This is a genomic window from Flavihumibacter sp. UBA7668 (assembly GCF_002483205.1).
Lineage (GTDB): Bacteria > Bacteroidota > Bacteroidia > Chitinophagales > Chitinophagaceae > Flavihumibacter.
In genome coordinates, this window is record NZ_DLHM01000005.1 from 247,529 (window position 1) to 265,607 (window position 18,079).

Consider the following 18,079-nt stretch of genomic DNA (forward strand, 5'->3'; position numbering starts at 1 on the left):
TTTATGCTAAATAAATTAGAATTATAACCGGTGGTATATGCAAGCACAAATTCCGGATAGAAACGAGGCAGGCGTACTGGTAAGTAGTGAACTGCAGGCAGGCATTGCTTTTTCAGGCAACACCTACGAAATCAGGGTGAATTTGCCGGTTGAAGTAATGCATGCTGCTGCCGAAGCAATCAGCGGGCTGGAAAATTGGCATAAACAACGGCTATTGAAAATAGCTGCACCTGCTATTTTAGTAGCGCGCTTTCATGCCAGGGAGGAAATGGAAGGCACCCTGTTGCGATGGATAAACAGAATTATTGGAACACAGGAAGGATTTCAGTTTGCCTTTAATAATTATGGCAGCATGCCCAAACAACCCTTATACTGGAGGATTCAGGATAAGGGAAATTTTCGTCAACTCACAGAGCGTTTGCGCGTATTGGATGGGTGGATGCAGGGAAATGGTTGTGGTGCATTGAGATTGATTCATTCACCCCGGCTCTTATTGGTAGAGGAAATGGACAGTTCCGTGGAGCGACAGATCCAACTGGAGTTTTCCTCCCGCTGTCATCATCTGGAAATGGAACTCCGTGAACTGGAATTAATGCGTTGTGATGCATGGAGCAACAAGTTTCAACTGGTCAGCCGCTTTCCTTTATTGCCACCCGGTTTTAAACAACCAGAACGATTCATTTAATCTTAAATAAATGGTTATGCAGGTAAATCAAGCAGGAATTGAAAGGAGAAGAGAAGGATTTTTCCAATATGCATCCTTGCCAGGCTATCAGGAACAGGAATACCAGCTGGTTTGGGCAATTCCGGAAGTCGTGAAAGAGAAAATCCGGAAACAACGTCTATTGTTTCAGGAAAAATATCCGTTACCCTATGGATATACTGCCCAGGTGGTTTTACCCCTGGTAAAATTCAAACAACGCCAATTGCTGGAGGAGCGGGTAAAGCAGTCGATTTATCAGTTGGCAACAGGATGGCGCCCTTTCCAAATCAGGTTACAAAATTATGCTGCCCAACCATCGCATAGTTTATTCATACCGGTTGCATCCAGAGCAGGGAGTTCAGCTGAAAATGGATTATGGGGTATTACAAAAGAGCTTAAATCAATTCAGCATCTCCTGCGGCCGGATAAAGAGCATCCTGCATTTTTTCCAACAGAACATAAGATCCTACTGGCAGGAAAACTCCCTTCCACCATTTTTGATTCAGCCTGGAAAGAATATGCAAATAAAACATTTACGGCTCAATTTCTGGCTGATGCCTGCCTGCTGTTGAAACGATCGCAGGGTACCACGAACTGGCAAATACTACAGCGTATTGAATTGCGTGATCTGCCAGTTGGAGTTCGGCAACAATCTTTGTTTGATGCCTGAGGGAAAAGTGCATGTTTTTGGTTCGGTTGGTTGAATCTAAGTAAATAAATACGCGTATGGAGGAAGGTGCAAAACTGAAAATGAGAGGGAGAGGCGCGCAGATCAATCCGGCTAATCGGTTTGAATCTGCACAGACTGTTCGAATGGAAGCTGTTGCCATTGACGACTGGACCGAAACGGACAGTTCAACCATCTACCTTGAACAGGAAGCAAAAAGTCTGGTTAATAAAGTAGACAGTCCGGATGTGAATATGTTCTACAGCATGAATCCATACCAGGGTTGTGAACATGGCTGTGTATATTGTTATGCCAGAAATTCACATGAATACTGGGGCTTTAGTGCCGGCCTTGATTTTGAACGAAAAATTATCATCAAACGGAATGCTGCCGAATTATTAAGGAAGTTTTTACTTCGGCCAGCCTGGGAATGCCAGCCGCTTTCCATCAGTGGAAATACGGATTGTTATCAACCGGCTGAACAGCGTTTTCGGATAACTCGCAGGCTGATAGAAGTTTGCCAGGAATTCAACCAGCCCATTGGGATTATCACCAAAAATGCCGGTGTACTCAGGGATGCCGATCTCCTGGAAAAAATGGCGGAAAAAAAATTGGCATCCGTTCTGGTTTCCATCAATAGCCTGGATGAATCACTTCGAAGAAAAATGGAACCCCGCACAACTACAGGAGAGCAACGGTTAAGAATTATCCGGGAACTAAGTGCAAAAAATGTACATACAGGGGTGATGATTGGTCCGGTTATACCCGGACTAAATGATCATGAACTTCCGGTGATTCTGGAAAGAGCAGCAGAAGCCGGGGCAAGATTTGCAGCCTATACGTTTGTTCGGTTGAATGGTGCAGTGAAACTGATTTTTCATGATTGGCTCTATGAACAGTTTCCTGATCGGGCAGATAAAGTCTGGCATGCTATTGAAAACGGGCATGGTGGAAAAGTGAATGACAGCCGATTTGGAACAAGAATGAGAGGAGAAGGACCACAGGCAGAGATTATCCGCCAGCAGTTTAAAAAATTCAGCCAGCTATATGGATTAAATTCGGAGCGTTGGAGTTTGGATACCGGTTTGTTTACCGTTCCAGGTAAGCAAATGAAGCTATTTTGAACTATCCTTATATTTGGCGCTCTAATATGGAAAAACTAATCGAACGAATTGACCAGCTTTGGCTGCAAATGACCGGACAAACAGCGGCAGAAATCAGTAAACTGCCACAGTCCGGAAGTGATCGGATGTATTTCCGGATTAAAGGTGCTGAAGGGGCTGAAATCAGCTCGGCGATTGCAACCTATAACCCGCATATCCGGGAGAATGAAACATTTTTATCCTTTACCAGGTCATTGAAAGGAGCTGGTGCGCCGGTTGCTAATGTGTATGCCGTGAATGAAGAAATGGATCTGTATATCCAGGAAGATTTTGGAGATCGTTCCTTATTAAATGAATTGGAAGAGAAAGGGTTTTGTCAGGAAGTCTATGCCTTATTCCAGCAAAGCTTATCGAAGCTGGCACATCTTCAGATTAAAGGTGGGGAAGAAATTGATTATACACATTGCCTTACCGCAAGGGAATTTGGCAAACAGGCAATTCTGAGTGATCTGCTTTATTTCAAGTATTATTTTCTGGATACCCTGAAGTTTCCCTATGATAAACAGGCATTGCTGGATGATTTTGATGCCCTGAGTTCTTATCTGACCCATACTGAAAACAAACATTTTATGTTCCGGGATTTTCAAAGCCGGAATATTATGGTTAAAGAGGGTGAAGTTCATTTTATCGATTATCAGGGTGGTATGCTGGGTGCATTACAGTATGATGTGGCTTCCATGCTTTGGCAGGCAAGAGCCAATCTGCCGGAAGAATGGAAAGATAGCCTGCTTGCCTATTATATTACCCAGGCGAATCAATACCTGGCACAACCAGTGGATCCAACTCTGTTTACGATTCAGTATAATGGCTATGTATTGATCCGTTTATTGCAGGTACTCGGCGCCTATGGTTTCAGAGGATTTTTTCAACGGAAAGCCCAGTTTCTTACAAGCATTCCGCAGGCCCTGAAAAATCTCCAGGCATTTACCGGCAATCGAAAAATGGGAATTGCGGTGCCAGAGTTTGATAAGTGTTTGCAATTCTGTACCAGCGAGGAAATTCTAAACCGGTTCGAACCACTGCATGCAGATGAAAGCACTCCGCTGGTGGTTTCCATCCATAGTTTTTCCTATAAAAAAGGGTTGCCGCCAGACCCAACTGAAAATGGGGGAGGCTTCGTATTTGATTGCAGAGGCATTTTAAATCCGGGTAGAGTTGAGGAATATAAAAAGCAAACAGGAAGGGATAAAGCAGTAAAAGATTATCTCGAACAAAGAACGGCCATGCCTGATTTTTTGAACAGCGTTTTTGATCTGGTTGATATCAGTGTAGCAGATTATATCCGCCGGGGTTTCTCAAGTCTGCAGGTGAATTTCGGATGTACCGGCGGGCAACATCGCTCCGTTTATGCAGCAGATGCCCTGGCACGCCATCTTCGCAACAAATTCCGGGTAAAAGTTGAATTGAAACATATAGAACAGGAAGCAAAAAATTGGATCAACGGATGATGAAAACGAAGATGAAAGCAATGATTTTTGCTGCCGGACTGGGCACCCGGTTCAAACCCTGGACAGACCATCATCCAAAAGCATTGGCGATGGTAAATGGTAAGTCATTATTGCAACGGAATATCGAATATCTGCAGCAATATGGAATTCGTGAAGTAGTGGTGAATGTGCATCATTTCGCAGATCAGATTATAACAGCTGTTGAAAATTCAGGGGGATGGGGGTCTGCTGTTATGATCAGTAATGAAAGCAACGAGGTTTTAGAAACTGGAGGTGGTTTGCTGAAAGCGGCCAGCCTGTTGAAGGGTAGTCCGTTTATTACCATCAATGCAGATGTGCTAACAGAACTGGACCTGAATAAATTGATGCAGTTTCATGAGCAGGAGCAGGCTTTAATCAGCTTCGGTATAACAGATCGGAAAAGTACCCGGAATTTTTTATTTGACGAAAACAGCCGTTTACAGGGCTGGGTAAATTTAGCAACCGGTCAATTTAGATTCCCGCCCGGGTCTGTTTATACTGCAGAAAATGCGATGGACCAATTAACCCCCAAAGCCTATAGTACGGTGGTGGTTTTTTCTCCTGAAATATTTTCGCTGATCAAACAGGAAGGGAAGTTTTCTCTGGTAGATGTATACCTGGATCTGGCAGCCGACCATAAAATAATGGGATTTGACCATAGTGGCGATCGGTTTATTGATGTAGGGAAACCTGAAAGTGTGGCTCAGGCTGAAAAGCTTTTCAAATAATGTCGTTGGGGTTACTAATTGAACGATTACTGGTAAAATTTTCACAAGGAGCCCTTAGTCTTTCCATAGGTGCAGGAATAAGTTAACTTTAAGCAACGATTTGTAGCTATTCCTTCGCCATGCAAAAAATGAAACGACCGAATAAAAAGTGGCTGATCCTGGCCCTTGGACTTATTGTAGTAGGTGTCCTGTCCTGGGCTATTAGCCAGGCTGCACGCGATCGCGGAGCACCTGTAGATTTCAGTACAGAAGTAAAACCCATTCTCAATAAAAATTGTATTTCCTGTCACGGTGGCGTAAAAGCCAAAGGCGGATTCAGTTTGTTATTTGAAGACGAAGCTTTTCGGGAAACCGAATCAGGAAAACCTGCCATTATCAAAGGAAATCCGGATGCAAGCGAAATGATCCGGCGTTTAACGCTGGATGATCCGGAAGAGCGGATGCCGTTTGAACACGATCCATTATCCAAAGAAGATATTGCTACGCTTCGCAGATGGATCAAACAGGGTGCACCCTGGGGCGATCATTGGGCCTACCTTCCTGTAAAAGAACCAACCGAAAAAAAATCCATCGATTCCTATATAAAAGAAGAGTTGGATAAACAGGGATTGACTGGATCTGGCAGGGCAGATGCATCCGTTTTGGTAAGAAGAGTTGGGCTTGATCTGATCGGATTATATCCCGAAAAAGCATGGGCGGATAAATTTATTCAGGCAGATGGATCAGCGGCAGCATACGAAGAATTGGTTGACAGTCTCCTGGCATCTCCCCGTTTTGGCGAACGTTGGGCTTCCATGTGGCTGGATCTGGCACGATATGCCGATACCAAAGGCTATGAATCCGATGGTCATCGACATGCATGGCCCTATCGCGATTGGGTGATTAAGGCCTTTAATAAGGATATGCCCTATGATCAGTTTATTAAAGAACAAATGGCCGGTGATTTGCTGCCTAATCCAACCGATGAGCAGTTGATTGCTACCGGATTTCACCGCAATTCCATGACCAATGATGAAGGTGGAACAGATAATGAGGAGTTCAGGGTGGCCGCAGTAATGGACCGGATCAATACCAGTTGGGAAGCCATTATGAGTACCACCTTCTCCTGTGTTCAATGTCATAGTCACCCGTACGATCCGTTTAAACACGATGAGTACTATAAATTCCTGGCTTACTTTAATAATACCAGAGATGAAGATGTACCCGGTGAATATCCCTGGCTGCGGCAATTAACCCCGGATATGGAGAAGGAACTGGATTGGGTAATGGATTGGATAAAGCAGAAGGGAGAAGGGAAAGAGGAGAAGGGCGAATGGGTGAAGGAGATGGTGAAGTTTTATCAGCCGGCCGTGAATTCAACCACAGCAGATAGTCTGGAGAACGCGGTGATTGGAAATATGAACTATGCCCTCATTTTCAAAAATCGCTCATCGGCCCGATTTAAGAATATCGACCTGAACGGCGCAGAACAAATGATCTGGCAGTTTTACTGTAATAAACCCGGCGGGGAATTAACCCTCCGGATTGATTCGCCAGACGGTCCCATTATTTCGAAAGCACCCCTTGCTGCAAAGGATCAATGGCGATATGAATCCGTTTCCTTCCCCAAACAGGAAGGCGTACATGATATTTATGTTCAGTTTGAACGGCCGGCAAAAGCAACAGAAAAAGATGATTTTACCATCACCTTCAACTGGTTGTCCTTTGTGCCAGCTTTCCCGGGCAAAGGAAAGCCAGGATATGAGCTGGCCTACCAGCGATATTGGAAATTGCTTACGCAAAATGTTCCCGGAATTCCGATCCTTTATGAAAACCCTGCCAGCCTTCATCGAACCACCCGCGTTTTTGAACGGGGAAATCGGCTGACCCTTGGCGCTGAAGTGAATCCGGCGGTGCCTGCCTCCCTGGTGAAAAATATGAAAATGGTGCAAAACGAACTGCCATCCAATCGACTGGAACTCGCAGATTGGATGACTGATCCCAGAAATCCCCTGGTATCCAGAACCCTGGTCAATCGCCTTTGGGAACAGTTGTTTGGAACCGGCCTCGTTGAAACTTTGGAAGATATGGGAACACAGGGAGCCAATCCAACACATCAGGCATTGCTGGATGACTTATCCTGGAAATTGGTTCATGAGTATAAATGGAGCATCAAAAAAATGCTCAAAGAAATGGTGATGAGCGCTACCTATCAACAGGACAGCAAGGTTCAACCATTGCACCTGGAAAAAGATGCCGCCAATAAATACTATGCACGCGGACCAAGACTGCGCCTGAGCGCCGAACAAATAAGAGACCAGCACCTTCAGGTAAGTGGTAAACTGAGTGATAAAATGTACGGTCCGGGTGTAATGCCCTGGCAACCCGAAGGCATTTGGTTATCGCCCTACAACGGATCAAAATGGGTGAAAAGTGAGGGAGAAGATCAATATCGCCGGGCGGTTTATACCTATTGGAAACGCTCAGCGCCCTACCCAAGTATGATGAATTTTGATGGCGCCCAACGCGTTGTTTGTAATGCCAGGAGAATTCGAACCAATACCCCCCTGCAGGCACTGGTAACCCTCAATGATTCGGTATATATTGATTTGGCCAGGCATTTTGCGGCGAGAATGGAGAGGAAGGGGGAAAAAGGAGAAAAAGGAGAAAGAGGAGAAAAAGGAGAAAAAGGAGAAAAAGGAGAAAGAGGAGGAAGAGGAGGAAGAGGAGAAAAAGGAGGAAGGGGGGTGGAGGAGATGGTGAAATGGGGGTATCGGGAGCTGTTGTTCAGGGAGATAAATCAGGAGCAGTTGAGCGCGATGACGTCCCTTTATGCAAAGGCGATGAAGGAATTTGAAGCCAACCCAGATCAGTTGGCGGAATTTTTAGGAACGGAGAGCCTCGAAGCCAATTACGGAGTTAAACACGGAAAGGTGCTCAAAAATGAGTATGCGCAGAATGCCGCGCACAGGGCGTCCCTCATCATTGTAGCCAATGCGATGCTGAACATGGATGAAGTAATTGTAAAAAATTAAGCTCAGGTAAAAACGAAGCTATGACAAGAGACGAATTGCATGCAAAACGGTTGGCGAAAGAGGCAGAAACGGCCTACCTGCAATTGCATACCAGACGGCATTTTCTGAAAGAAAGTGCCATGGGGCTGGGGGCATTGGCAATGGGTACACTATTAGGCGGATGCGGGCTTTCTGCTGTTGATAAAATGGCCAGAGAGGCGGCTAATAGCGGAGCTAACCCACTCGCTGAATTTGATCCCGCCAGACCCTTATTACCTAAAGCACCTCCTTTTGCTGCACGCGCCAAGAGTGTGATTTATTTGCATATGGCAGGCGCGCCATCGCAATTGGAACTCTTCGATTTTAAACCGGAATTAATGAAAATGGACGGACAGGATTGTCCGCCTAGTCTGCTTGCAGGCAAACAATTTGCCTTTATTACCGGAGTACCCAAAATGCTCGGGCCGCAGGCCAGCTTTCAGCAACGCGGACAATCCGGTGCCTGGATCAGTGATCACCTACCCCATTTTTCCACTATGGCAGATGAGGTTAGTTTTCTGAAAGCAGTTACTACGGATCAGTTCAATCATGCCCCTGCTCAGTTGTTAATGCATACAGGCTCCGCACGCCTTGGCCGGCCCTCCATGGGCTCCTGGGTAACCTATGGTTTGGGAACGGAAAATCAGAACCTGCCCGGATTTGTGGTGCTTACAAGTGGAGGAAGTTTTCCCGATGCAGGTAAAAGTGTTTGGGGAAGCGGGTTTTTGCCATCGGTTTATCAGGGGGTGCAGTGCAGAAGTGAGGGCGATCCGGTCTTGTTTATAAAGGATCCGCATGGCATGAGCCGCGATTTGCGAAAAGCAAGTATCGATGCCATCAATCAGGCCAATGCAGCATCGTATGAAGAATACAAAGATCCCGAAACCCTGAGCCGGATTTCACAATATGAAATGGCGTATCGCATGCAAATCACGGCGCCTGAAGTAATGAACATAAACGATGAGCCCGATTACATTCATGAAATGTACGGCACTCAGCCGGGTAAATCCTGTTTTGCCAACAACGCCCTGCTGGCCAGAAAGCTGGTGGAGAAAGGCGTTCGGTATGTGCAGTTGTTTGATTGGGGATGGGATGCTCATGGCGATAATGCGGGCAACTCTTTAAACCTGGGAATCATCAATAAATACCGCAGTGTGGATAAGGCGATGACAGCCCTGCTGCTCGATCTCAAACAAAGAGGTTTGCTGGATGAAACCCTGGTTGTTTGGGGTGGGGAATTTGGTCGCACCCCCATGATGGAAAATCGCAATGGTGTTCAGAATCCGTACAAGGGAAGAGATCATCATACCGATGCCTTCACGATTTGGATGGCGGGTGGCGGCATCAAAAAAGGATTCAGTTATGGTGAAACGGATGAAATCGGTTATAGTCCGGTTAGTGGTAAAGTTGAAGCCTTCGATATTCAGGCAACCATCCTGCATCAATTAGGATTTGATCACGAAAAATTTACCTTTCCCTTCCAGGGCCGCCCCTTCCGACTGACCGACGTCGGCGGAAAAGTGATTGAGGAGATAATAACGTGAAAGGTGAAAGGTGAAAAGTGAAAAGATGTGAAAGAAGTGAAAAGTGAAAGGTGAAAAGTGAAAAGATTTGAAAGGTGAAAAAGAGGTGAAAGGTGAAAAGTGAAAGGTGAAAAGTGAAAGGTGAAAGGTGAGAAAGAGGTGAAAAGTGAAAGGCGAGAGGTTAAAGTTGTGAATGGTGAATAGTGAAAAAAAGTGAAAAGGAACCCCCGGAATTGTTAGATGAATATGATTACTTTATTGTTTTTAAAAAATATAAAATAATAACGATGCTTGATATTAGTGCCTGTATTTAATAACAGTTGGGTGCCCAACTTTTTACTTTTTACTCTTTACTTTTTACTTTTTCACATGCTTGAATTCTTCGGTCGCTTTCATCCCATACTTGTTCATTTGCCTATCGGATTTTTGATACTTGCCGTGCTGTTTCAGTGGATCGGCAGGTGGTCGGGTTATTCCTATCTCCGATTGTCTGTTCCGGTAATATTGGTCCTGGGCATGCTGAGTGCTTTGTTTGCCTGTGTAACCGGATTGGCATTATCCGGCACGGCAGACTATCCCGAATCCTTGCTGGGCTGGCACCAGTGGATGGGTATTGGTACCACCGTTTTATCGCTCGGCATGTTTTGGGCAGTTCAGCGGAAGAAAACAAGGGAAACCAATTTAATTGCCGTAATGCTGTTGGCAGGCATAACCATAACCGGACATATGGGCGGATCACTAACCCATGGCGAAGATTATCTTTCATTCGGTCCGGCTGAAATTAAACCTACCCTGGCGCCAATTGCCGATATTCAGGCTGTTCACGCCTACAACGATCTGGTTCAACCAATTTTTGAAGCGCGTTGCGTCAGTTGTCATGGTGCTTCCAAACAGAAAGGGAATTTACGGCTCGATGAACCTTCTTTTATTTTAAAGGGTGGGGAAGACGGACTGGCTGTAAAACCAAAGGATGTTGAAAACAGCGAACTGATAAAACGATTGCTGCTGCCACAGGATGCTAAAAAACACATGCCTCCGATTTCGAAGGCACAACTTACCGGCGCTGAAATTCAATTCCTGCAATGGTGGGTGCGGACCGGAGCAGATTTTGAACAGAAAATAAATGCATTACCGCAAACAGCGCAGGATAAGCAGATCTTGTTGGATTTACAAACAGCTTCTCAGGATACGGGAAATTTAACGAAAGCGGGTAGTAAAGGGGCGACAGGTGATGGGGCTGCAGCTAAGGGTTCCGCTGCTGCTCCCGGCAATCCTTCCGGCGTTCGGAAAGTTTTTTCGCTGGCTGCATCCATTCCTGAACAACCCGTTCAAGCTGCTAAGGCAGATCTTGTTCAGCGCTTAAAAGAGCTTGGCGTGGTGGTGTTACCGGTTAATCGTGAATCGGCGTATTTGTCGGTAAATTTTGTTACTGTAGGCAAACTGATTCCGGATAGCGCCATCGCTTTGCTGGAAGGTATAAAAGAACAGTTGATCTGGTTGAAACTGGATGATGTGCAATTGAGTCCGGCTGCATTTTCCCTGATCGGAAAATTGAATAGGCTTACCCGGCTTCAATTGAGTAATTCCAATTTATCGGATGAATCCATTGGCAACCTGCAAAACCTAAAGGAATTGCAATGGCTGAACCTGGTGGGTTCAAAGGTTACAACGCAGGGCTTGTTGAAACTGGGTACACTACCAAAACTGCAACAGCTCTTTTTATACAGAGCCGCTTTTTCAACCACCGACCTCGCAACATTGCAACAGGCTTTTCCGGCTGTCCAAATCGATACCGGCAACTATCGCCTCCCCCTCCTCCCCGGCGACACCTCCCTCGTGAAGTAACCCCTCCACTCACCGGTCGGGTGGCACCGGTCGGGTGCCACCCGACCGGTGCCACCCGACCGGTGAGTGGAGTATATTTGCGGGATGAATACGATCGGAGCGAGTTCGTCCATTTTGGCAGCGGCAGAGTTGGGAAGTTTTTTACAATCCGTTTACGGGTGGAATGGGGAAGTGAATTGCCGACTACTAAGGGCGGGGATTAATCATACTTATTTAGTGGAAATCCGGGAATCGGGATCTGTCGTGTATGACAAAGCCGTACAGAACACTGCACCGATCCAAAAATTCGTGTTTCGGTTGTACAGCCTGAATTGGCGGAGCCGGGAAGAAATTCTGGCTGAAATCGAATTGATTCAGCAATTAAAAGCCGGAGGGATAGCTGTTTCATACGCCATCCCAGCCCCTGATGGCGAATTTATTCAGCACGTCATGGCACCAGAGGGACTCCGATACGGCCTGCTGTTTTCCTATGCAGCCGGAGAAAAAATGCATCGCTACCCATTGGAAGTTCATCGGGAAGCTGGCCGTATGATGGCCCGGTTTCACCAATTAACCAGCGGACATGAAATTGCACGTGAAACCTATGATTTAGATCGCCTCCTCACAAAGCCATTCGAATATATATCCCGCTATTTATCGGCCGATGCAGAAGAAATGATCTATTTGCAGAACCTGAGTATTCGTTTGAAACAGTTGTTTGAAACTATTGATCCCGGCCTCGGAGCCGCCCCCTCCATCCTCCGCAAAGCTGTGGTACACCTCGATATCTGGTTTGAAAACTTCGCTATAACGGCGGATCAGCACCTGATTCTGTTTGATTTCGATTTCTGCGGCAATGGCTGGCCGGCGCTTGACCTGGCTTTTTATACCATGCAGGTACATAACAGTGAACGGTATGATGCCGCCCTGTATCAGCCTAATCTGGACGCATTTTTGGAAGGGTATCAATCCATTCTTCCAATTTCTGCAGAGGAGCTAAACCTCCTGCCGGAACTTGGATTGGCCCTCTATATCTTTTATCTCGGCATCCAGTGCCAGCGCTTCGAAAACTGGTCTAATACCTTCCTGAGCGAAGACTACCTCAAACGCTTTATCAATGGCCTCATCCGCCGCTACGAAACAATCTATTCACCCGACCGGTGGTACCGGTCGGGTGGGTGAAAGGTGAAAGGTGAAAGGCTAAACGCGGACGTACCAGCGGCGCTTGTTCATATACCAGGCAATAAGCCAGAGCAGGAAAATCAGCGATAGAGAATAAAGCAGCGCAGCATTCTCCAAACGATTACTGATCGGCTTGCAGATATATTCATAAAACCAACCCATCGGATTCGTAAATTTCGGTTCACCGGCATCCGTTACACCATTTGGAATCCGGATCAGCCACATCGATTTCGGGATCACTCCACTCAGCACATAAATAAACAGTGGATTCTTCCCAAACGCATCAAAAAAATTCGGCACAACACCCTTCCAGCCACGGAACTCAATCAGTTGAATCAGGGTTGCCAAAATCAGGGTTGCCAATCCCACCGTATACAAAACATAAGAGCTCGTCCAGATTTTTTTATTGATCGGAAAACTAAGTCCCCATGCCATACCCGCCAGCCAAAGCACCACACCCGCAACAAAAAGATTGGCTACCATATCCGAATTTTTCCCTTTCTGACGGATATAATCACCCACCAGAAACCCAAGAATCACCTGAGCAACAGACGGTATGGTACTGGCAATTCCCTCCGGATCAAACGCCACGCCTTCTCCCTTGTACATATGATTCTCACCCAGTATCACCCGATCCAAACCCGTACCCCAAAAACCTTCCAAACTATAAGGATCAGCAGGATCCCCGGCCATAACTGTCAGTACCCAATAACCCAGTAGCAATAAGGCTGCAATCAAAAAAGATAACCGGGCTTTGAAAAAATAAATGATCAGCGCCCCAAAAAGATAGGCAAGCGCAATCCGCTGCAGTACACCAAAAATCCGAAGCGTTTCGAAGGATTTTCCAACCAATTCCCCATTCTCCCATTTCACAAACGGAAACCAGTTCAGCAGCAACCCAATCAAAAAGATCAGGATCCCGCGCTTAACAATCTTCCAAACTGCAGCCGATCGATTCATCGCTTCCAGCTTGGGTAAAACAAAGGCGATGGCATTCCCTACCGCAAAAAGAAAAAACGGAAATACCAGATCCGTCGGCGTACACCCATGCCAGGGAGCGTGGTGCAAAGGAGAATAGGAAGCACCCGGCTGATTGTTCACCAGTATCATAAAAGCCACCGTTGCTCCGCGAAAAACATCCAGCGAAAAAAAACGCTGGCCTGAATTGCCAGCTGGTTGGGCGATTGTTGTCAATGCAGTCAATTTAAATCGGAAATTAGCATATTTGTTAAAATCCACCGAATGGAAAAAACACCCTCCCCCTTCATCCACCCCACTGCCGTAATCGATCCCGGTGCTGAAATCGGTGCCGGTACCCGGATCTGGCATTTTTGCCATCTCATGCCCGGCGCCCGGGTGGGAGACAACTGTATCCTCGGACAAAATGTTTTCGTCGATAACAAGGTCGAAATCGGGAGCGGCTGCAAGATTCAGAACAATGTATCGCTCTATAATGGAGTAGTACTGGAAGAGGATGTCTTTATCGGTCCATCGGTGGTATTCACCAACGTCATCAATCCCAGAGCATTTATTGAACGTAAACTGGAATTCCGGCCTACCCTGGTGCAACGTGGTGCAAGTATTGGCGCGAATGCCACCATTGTATGCGGCATCACCATTGGGTCCTATGCATTCATAGGTGCCGGAGCCGTCGTAACCAAAGATGTACCCCCTTTTGCAAAGGTGCTCGGCAACCCGGCAAAACAAACCGGATGGGTTGATAAAGAAGGGAATAGCTCAACTCAGCCCCCTGACCAATAATAGTTTTCCCCTATATTTGTTAATAAATGGTGCAGTACCCATCACCATTGACTAGACCCTTTAAAATACAACCTGTGAATAAATTGCTGACCTCGCATAAGGTCATGATGGTAAAAGGCTAACGTATTGAAGCAAAGGAGGGCGAACCGCTTACTCCCTTGCTTTTTTTATTTGCACCCGTCGGTTATATCCACCCGCCGGGTAATTACCCGGCGGGTGGATATAACCGACGGGTGGAGGGAGAAAAATCAGGCAGATGGGACTGAGGAGGCGAAGCTATGCCTAAATTGCATCGAATGAAATCAGGGATGGTATGAACAAAAAGATCAGTTGGTATGCCTTATATACCAAGCCAAGATGGGAAAAAAAAGTGTTTGATTTGCTTGCTCAAAAAGGCTATCAGGCCTACTGTCCTTTGAATAAAGTGCGTAAAAAATGGAGCGATCGCTACAAAACCGTTGAAGAACCTCTTTTTAAAAGTTATGTTTTTGTAAGAGTCGCAGACGAAGAGAAGGCAAATGTGCGTTTTGTGGACGGTGTGGTGAATTTTGTGTATTGGCTGGGAAAACCTGCACAGGTTCGCGAAGATGAAATAGAAAAAATCAAACGCTTCATGAACGATCATCAGAACGTTCATGTTGAGCAATTAGCAGAACCAAGACCCGGTGATAAGGTTGTCATAACCTCCGGTGTTTTCATGGAGCAGCAGGGAACAGTGGTTTCTGCTGATAAAAAAAGAGTGGAAGTGTTGATTGAAAGTCTGGGTTGCAAACTCGTGGCTTTTATGGATAAGGAAAAAGTGGCGTTGAAATGAACTATTATAACTAATTCTACATGCTGAAAAAGCTTTACCTGGGTGCAGCAATGGTTACTGCACTCTTTTTATTAGTTGCCTGCGGTGCTTCGAAAAAAAATCATGAGCAACGTGTAATTCTACAGGGCATTGATACTGCAAATATTGAAGCCCTCAAAGTTCCTGATTTAATCATTCAAAAAGGCGACTTGTTAACTATTCTTGTTTATAGCGATAACAAAGAAGCAACTGAAATCTATAATCAGGCTCAAACCGGAGGTTCCGGTGCAGTCGCCGGAAATGCAGGAGCCGCTGCATTAACACTGATGGGAAGAGGATATCAGGTAGATAATACTGGCCAGATTTACTTTCATTCTTTGGGATCACTGCAAGTAGTGGGCCTTACAAAAAAGCAGGTAGCAGATCAGCTTACGGCGCGATTACAAACCTATCTGCAAAACCCCTATGTAATTGTTCGCTTTACCAATGCTCGTGTTACGGTAATGGGTGAAGTATTAAGGCCTGGAATGATTGAATTTCCTGATCAAAAAATCTCCATCCTGGATGTAATAGGACTTGCAGGAGATCTTACCCCTTTTGCACGAAGAGATAATGTACTTATCGTACGTGAAGTTGATGGCAAACGGATTACCGGAAGAATTGACCTTAGAACAGCGGATCTTTATTCTTCTCCGTTTTTTTACCTTCAGCAGAATGATTTTATTTATATAGAACCTAATAGGAAAAAGCCTACAGGTAATGAGCAGGTATTGATGCGGAATATTACCATAGCCAGCAGTCTTGTTTCTGTTGCTGCATTGGTTATAACCTTAATTGCAAGATAATTCATGAATATGGAAAACCCGGCTGAACAATTTGAGCTCAATAAGCAGGAGTTTACTCCTATGGAGTTTGTTTACAGGAATTTGAAATACCTGCCCTGGATTCTATTGTCCTTGGCGTTGAGCCTGATTGGAGCTTTTATTTACCTGCGCTACACACCCGATGAATTTACAGCAAAAGGCCAAATGATAATAAAAGGCGAAAATGCAGTAAGCACCAGTGATGAAAAGTTCAACAGATTGTTTTTAATGGATGCCGGCCCAAATTTGAATAATGAAATGGCGATCCTTAAATCCAGCAACTTTGTTCAAAGAATCGTTCAGGAACTGGGATTGAATATCCAATACACCGGCATTGGAAAAGTAAACTCAACCCTTGCATATCCCGAATCTCCATTACGTCTGGAAGTATTGAAAAAAAGAGATTCCAGTTCAGCTGTTTTCCGAATTACCGTTTTAAATGAAAAAGAATATTTGCTGAATGAAGAGCAGGATCCAAGACAGTTTGGTGCCATTCTGGAAGATAAAAAAGGTGTATTCAGAATTCATCTCAACCCTCAGCACCTGGTTGATTATGATACCAAATTCTTTCAGATTGATTATAGTCCGCTTGACATAGTTGCAGAAAGAATTATTCCTCATATCACAGTTAAACAAAGCAATGAGTACGCTAATATTCTTGATATTTCTTATCAGTCCACCAATGTAAAACTGGCTGCTGATATTGTAAATACCTTAATGATTGAATATGGAAAGGCAACCGTTGAAGATAAAAATGCCATCGCTTTAGGAACGATACGTTTCATTGATGAAAGACTTGATTCCATGCAATCGGAGTTGTCAGGAGTTGAAGGATCAATTCAACAATTTCAGGAACGCAATCAGGGAATTACACTTGGTGTACAATCAGAAATGTATGTTAATTCAATGGCTGATCTGGAAACCCGCACCAATGATGTTTCAGTGAGAAAAAAAGTTTTACAGTGGCTAAAAAACTATATTAACAGTAAAGAAAATACAGACGCAACCGTTCCGGTTAATCTGGGTGTGGAAGAGCCCACTCTCACGGCGCTCATTACCGCCTATAATGAATTACAGCTGCAAAAAACAGCCCTGCTGAAATCAACGCCCGCACAAAATCCGAAAATTGTTGAAATGCAGGCCAGTATCGATAAAATTAAAATTGATATCAGCGAAGCTTTGGTAAGTGTCGAAAAATCCTATGATATTTTATTAAATCAGTTGCAGGATCGGTATACAATCGCTCAAAGTAAAGCAGTATCAGTGCCTGGTAAAGTTCGAAAACTTTTAAATATAGAAAGACAACAAAAAATTAAGGAAGAATTATACCTGCTCCTGCTTTCGAAAAAACAGGAAGTGGCAATTGCTTCTGCTGCTGTGCTACCTAACTCAACACTGCTGGAAAAAGCCACACACAGAGGGAAACTGGTAGCTCCTATCCCTAGTGCAGTGTATATTAAATTTATATTGGCCGGATTGGTTCTGCCTATCCTAATCATCGCCGTGATAGGATTTATGAATGATAAAATAAGTATGCGGAGTGATATTGAGAAAAACACCCAGGTTCCAATTGCCGGGGAAGTTGGCACATCCGACAATCCAAGCCCCTTGTTGGTTACGCAGCAGAACCGTAGTTATATAACAGAACAGTTCAGGTCTATTCGCACAAATATGGCTTACCTGGCCAATCAAACCAACAAGCCAACCATCCTGGTAACTTCCTCAATGAGTGGAGAAGGGAAATCATTTATCAGTACCAATATCGGGGCCGCATTCGCACTTGCCGGCAAAAAAACGCTCTTATTTGAGTTTGATATCAGAAAACCGAAAATTGCTTCCAATTTAAATGTTTCAACCCGGATGGGTTTAAGCAGCTATCTTGTTACCAATGAAAATGAAGAAGACCTGGTGGTGAAAGTAAAAGATGTGGAAGGCTTATATGTTTTTCCCTGTGGAGTAATTCCACCCAATCCTTCGGAAATGCTGCTGCTGCCAAAAATGGATCAGCTTTTTAAATGGGCAAAACAAAATTTTGATGTAATTGTAATCGATTCAGCCCCGGTTGGCGTTGTGAGTGATGCAATTACCTTAGGAAAATATGCAGATGCTACCTTGTATATCGTACGCCAGCATTACACTATAAAAAAAGTGACGGAATTAATTGATAGTCTTTATTTAAACAAGCGGCTGCCTTCCATGTCCGTAGTTATTAACGACGTGCAAATGCAGAGAGGTGTCGGATATGGCTATGGGTATGGATATGCTTTCGGCAAAGCCGAAAAGGGAAGTGGTTACTTTGATCTTAGTGTTGAATCACCCATGCCCATCTGGAAAAAATGGTTTTCCCGTAAATAGCCCAGTTAAAAAGAGC

Annotated in this window: 14 protein-coding genes; 13 read left to right on the forward strand and 1 reads right to left on the reverse strand. The window is 44.9% G+C overall.

The window, feature by feature from the left end:
• The first annotated feature begins 37 nt into the window (after nt 1-37).
• The 9 genes from B2746_RS13170 (at nt 38) to B2746_RS13210 (ending at nt 12,291) form a co-directional block, all read left to right on the forward strand.
• Entirely contained in the window at nt 38-685 is a 648-nt protein-coding gene (locus B2746_RS13170) for a hypothetical protein (RefSeq protein WP_290794697.1), read from the forward strand.
• A gap of 16 nt (nt 686-701) precedes the next feature.
• The gene (locus B2746_RS13175) at nt 702-1,373 is read left to right on the forward strand and encodes a hypothetical protein (protein WP_290794700.1); all 672 of its coding nucleotides are present in this window, start codon (nt 702-704) and stop codon (nt 1,371-1,373) included.
• Nucleotides 1,374-1,429: 56 nt separating this feature from the next.
• The gene (locus B2746_RS13180; RefSeq protein ID WP_290794703.1) at nt 1,430-2,494 is read left to right on the forward strand and encodes a PA0069 family radical SAM protein; all 1,065 of its coding nucleotides are present in this window, start codon (nt 1,430-1,432) and stop codon (nt 2,492-2,494) included.
• 26 nt (nt 2,495-2,520) lie between these two features.
• On the forward strand, nt 2,521-3,981 hold the full coding sequence (locus B2746_RS13185; RefSeq protein WP_290794705.1) for a RapZ C-terminal domain-containing protein: 1,461 nt from the start codon (nt 2,521-2,523) through the stop codon (nt 3,979-3,981).
• A complete protein-coding gene (locus tag B2746_RS13190) occupies nt 3,978-4,730 on the forward strand; it encodes a nucleotidyltransferase family protein (protein WP_290794707.1) in 753 nt (250 codons plus the stop codon). The genes B2746_RS13185 and B2746_RS13190 overlap by 4 nt, the downstream gene beginning before the upstream one ends.
• A 119-nt stretch (nt 4,731-4,849) precedes the next feature.
• Entirely contained in the window at nt 4,850-7,744 is a 2,895-nt protein-coding gene (locus B2746_RS13195; protein ID WP_290794710.1) for a DUF1553 domain-containing protein, read from the forward strand.
• A 20-nt stretch (nt 7,745-7,764) separates the two neighbouring features.
• The gene (locus B2746_RS13200; protein ID WP_290794713.1) at nt 7,765-9,306 is read left to right on the forward strand and encodes a DUF1501 domain-containing protein; all 1,542 of its coding nucleotides are present in this window, start codon (nt 7,765-7,767) and stop codon (nt 9,304-9,306) included.
• A 348-nt stretch (nt 9,307-9,654) separates the two neighbouring features.
• The gene (locus tag B2746_RS13205) at nt 9,655-11,130 is read left to right on the forward strand and encodes a c-type cytochrome domain-containing protein (protein ID WP_290794714.1); all 1,476 of its coding nucleotides are present in this window, start codon (nt 9,655-9,657) and stop codon (nt 11,128-11,130) included.
• A gap of 84 nt (nt 11,131-11,214) precedes the next feature.
• Entirely contained in the window at nt 11,215-12,291 is a 1,077-nt protein-coding gene (locus B2746_RS13210; RefSeq protein ID WP_290794717.1) for a phosphotransferase enzyme family protein, read from the forward strand.
• An 18-nt stretch (nt 12,292-12,309) separates the two neighbouring features.
• Here B2746_RS13210 and B2746_RS13215 read toward each other — a convergent pair whose 3' ends face one another.
• Nucleotides 12,310-13,485 (reverse strand): acyltransferase family protein, encoded by a 1,176-nt coding sequence (locus B2746_RS13215; RefSeq protein WP_290794720.1) that lies wholly within the window; start codon nt 13,483-13,485, stop codon nt 12,310-12,312.
• Between the two features lie 48 nt (nt 13,486-13,533).
• On the opposite strand from B2746_RS13215, the gene B2746_RS13220 reads away from it, so the two are divergent.
• The 4 genes from B2746_RS13220 to B2746_RS13235 all read left to right on the forward strand — a co-directional run bounded on the left by B2746_RS13220 (nt 13,534) and on the right by B2746_RS13235 (nt 18,063).
• Nucleotides 13,534-14,052 (forward strand): acyltransferase, encoded by a 519-nt coding sequence (locus B2746_RS13220; RefSeq protein WP_290794723.1) that lies wholly within the window; start codon nt 13,534-13,536, stop codon nt 14,050-14,052.
• 313 nt (nt 14,053-14,365) lie between these two features.
• Nucleotides 14,366-14,866, forward strand: coding sequence for a transcription termination/antitermination protein NusG (gene nusG / locus B2746_RS13225; RefSeq protein ID WP_290794725.1), 501 nt, complete (start codon nt 14,366-14,368; stop codon nt 14,864-14,866).
• 20 nt (nt 14,867-14,886) lie between these two features.
• Nucleotides 14,887-15,690 carry a polysaccharide biosynthesis/export family protein gene (locus tag B2746_RS13230; protein WP_290794728.1) on the forward strand — a complete coding sequence of 268 codons (804 nt, stop codon included), beginning with the start codon at nt 14,887-14,889 and terminating at the stop codon, nt 15,688-15,690.
• 9 nt (nt 15,691-15,699) lie between these two features.
• On the forward strand, nt 15,700-18,063 hold the full coding sequence (locus B2746_RS13235) for a GumC family protein (RefSeq protein WP_290794731.1): 2,364 nt from the start codon (nt 15,700-15,702) through the stop codon (nt 18,061-18,063).
• The last annotated feature ends 16 nt before the right edge of the window (nt 18,064-18,079 follow it).

Excerpts from the sequence above, each read along its gene's own strand:
- B2746_RS13175 (WP_290794700.1), top strand. The coding sequence starts at position 702 with ATGCAGGTAAATCAAGCAGGAATTGAAAGGAGAAGAGAAGGATTTTTC.
- B2746_RS13195 (WP_290794710.1), top strand. The coding sequence starts at position 4,850 with ATGCAAAAAATGAAACGACCGAATAAAAAGTGGCTGATCCTGGCCCTT.
- B2746_RS13205 (WP_290794714.1), top strand. The coding sequence starts at position 9,655 with ATGCTTGAATTCTTCGGTCGCTTTCATCCCATACTTGTTCATTTGCCT.
- B2746_RS13210 (WP_290794717.1), top strand. The coding sequence starts at position 11,215 with ATGAATACGATCGGAGCGAGTTCGTCCATTTTGGCAGCGGCAGAGTTG.
- B2746_RS13185 (WP_290794705.1), top strand. The coding sequence starts at position 2,521 with ATGGAAAAACTAATCGAACGAATTGACCAGCTTTGGCTGCAAATGACC.
- B2746_RS13220 (WP_290794723.1), top strand. The coding sequence starts at position 13,534 with ATGGAAAAAACACCCTCCCCCTTCATCCACCCCACTGCCGTAATCGAT.
- B2746_RS13200 (WP_290794713.1), top strand. The coding sequence starts at position 7,765 with ATGACAAGAGACGAATTGCATGCAAAACGGTTGGCGAAAGAGGCAGAA.
- B2746_RS13235 (WP_290794731.1), top strand. The coding sequence starts at position 15,700 with ATGGAAAACCCGGCTGAACAATTTGAGCTCAATAAGCAGGAGTTTACT.
- B2746_RS13230 (WP_290794728.1), top strand. The coding sequence starts at position 14,887 with ATGCTGAAAAAGCTTTACCTGGGTGCAGCAATGGTTACTGCACTCTTT.
- nusG (WP_290794725.1), top strand. The coding sequence starts at position 14,366 with ATGAACAAAAAGATCAGTTGGTATGCCTTATATACCAAGCCAAGATGG.
- B2746_RS13180 (WP_290794703.1), top strand. The coding sequence starts at position 1,430 with ATGGAGGAAGGTGCAAAACTGAAAATGAGAGGGAGAGGCGCGCAGATC.
- B2746_RS13190 (WP_290794707.1), top strand. The coding sequence starts at position 3,978 with ATGATGAAAACGAAGATGAAAGCAATGATTTTTGCTGCCGGACTGGGC.
- B2746_RS13170 (WP_290794697.1), top strand. The coding sequence starts at position 38 with ATGCAAGCACAAATTCCGGATAGAAACGAGGCAGGCGTACTGGTAAGT.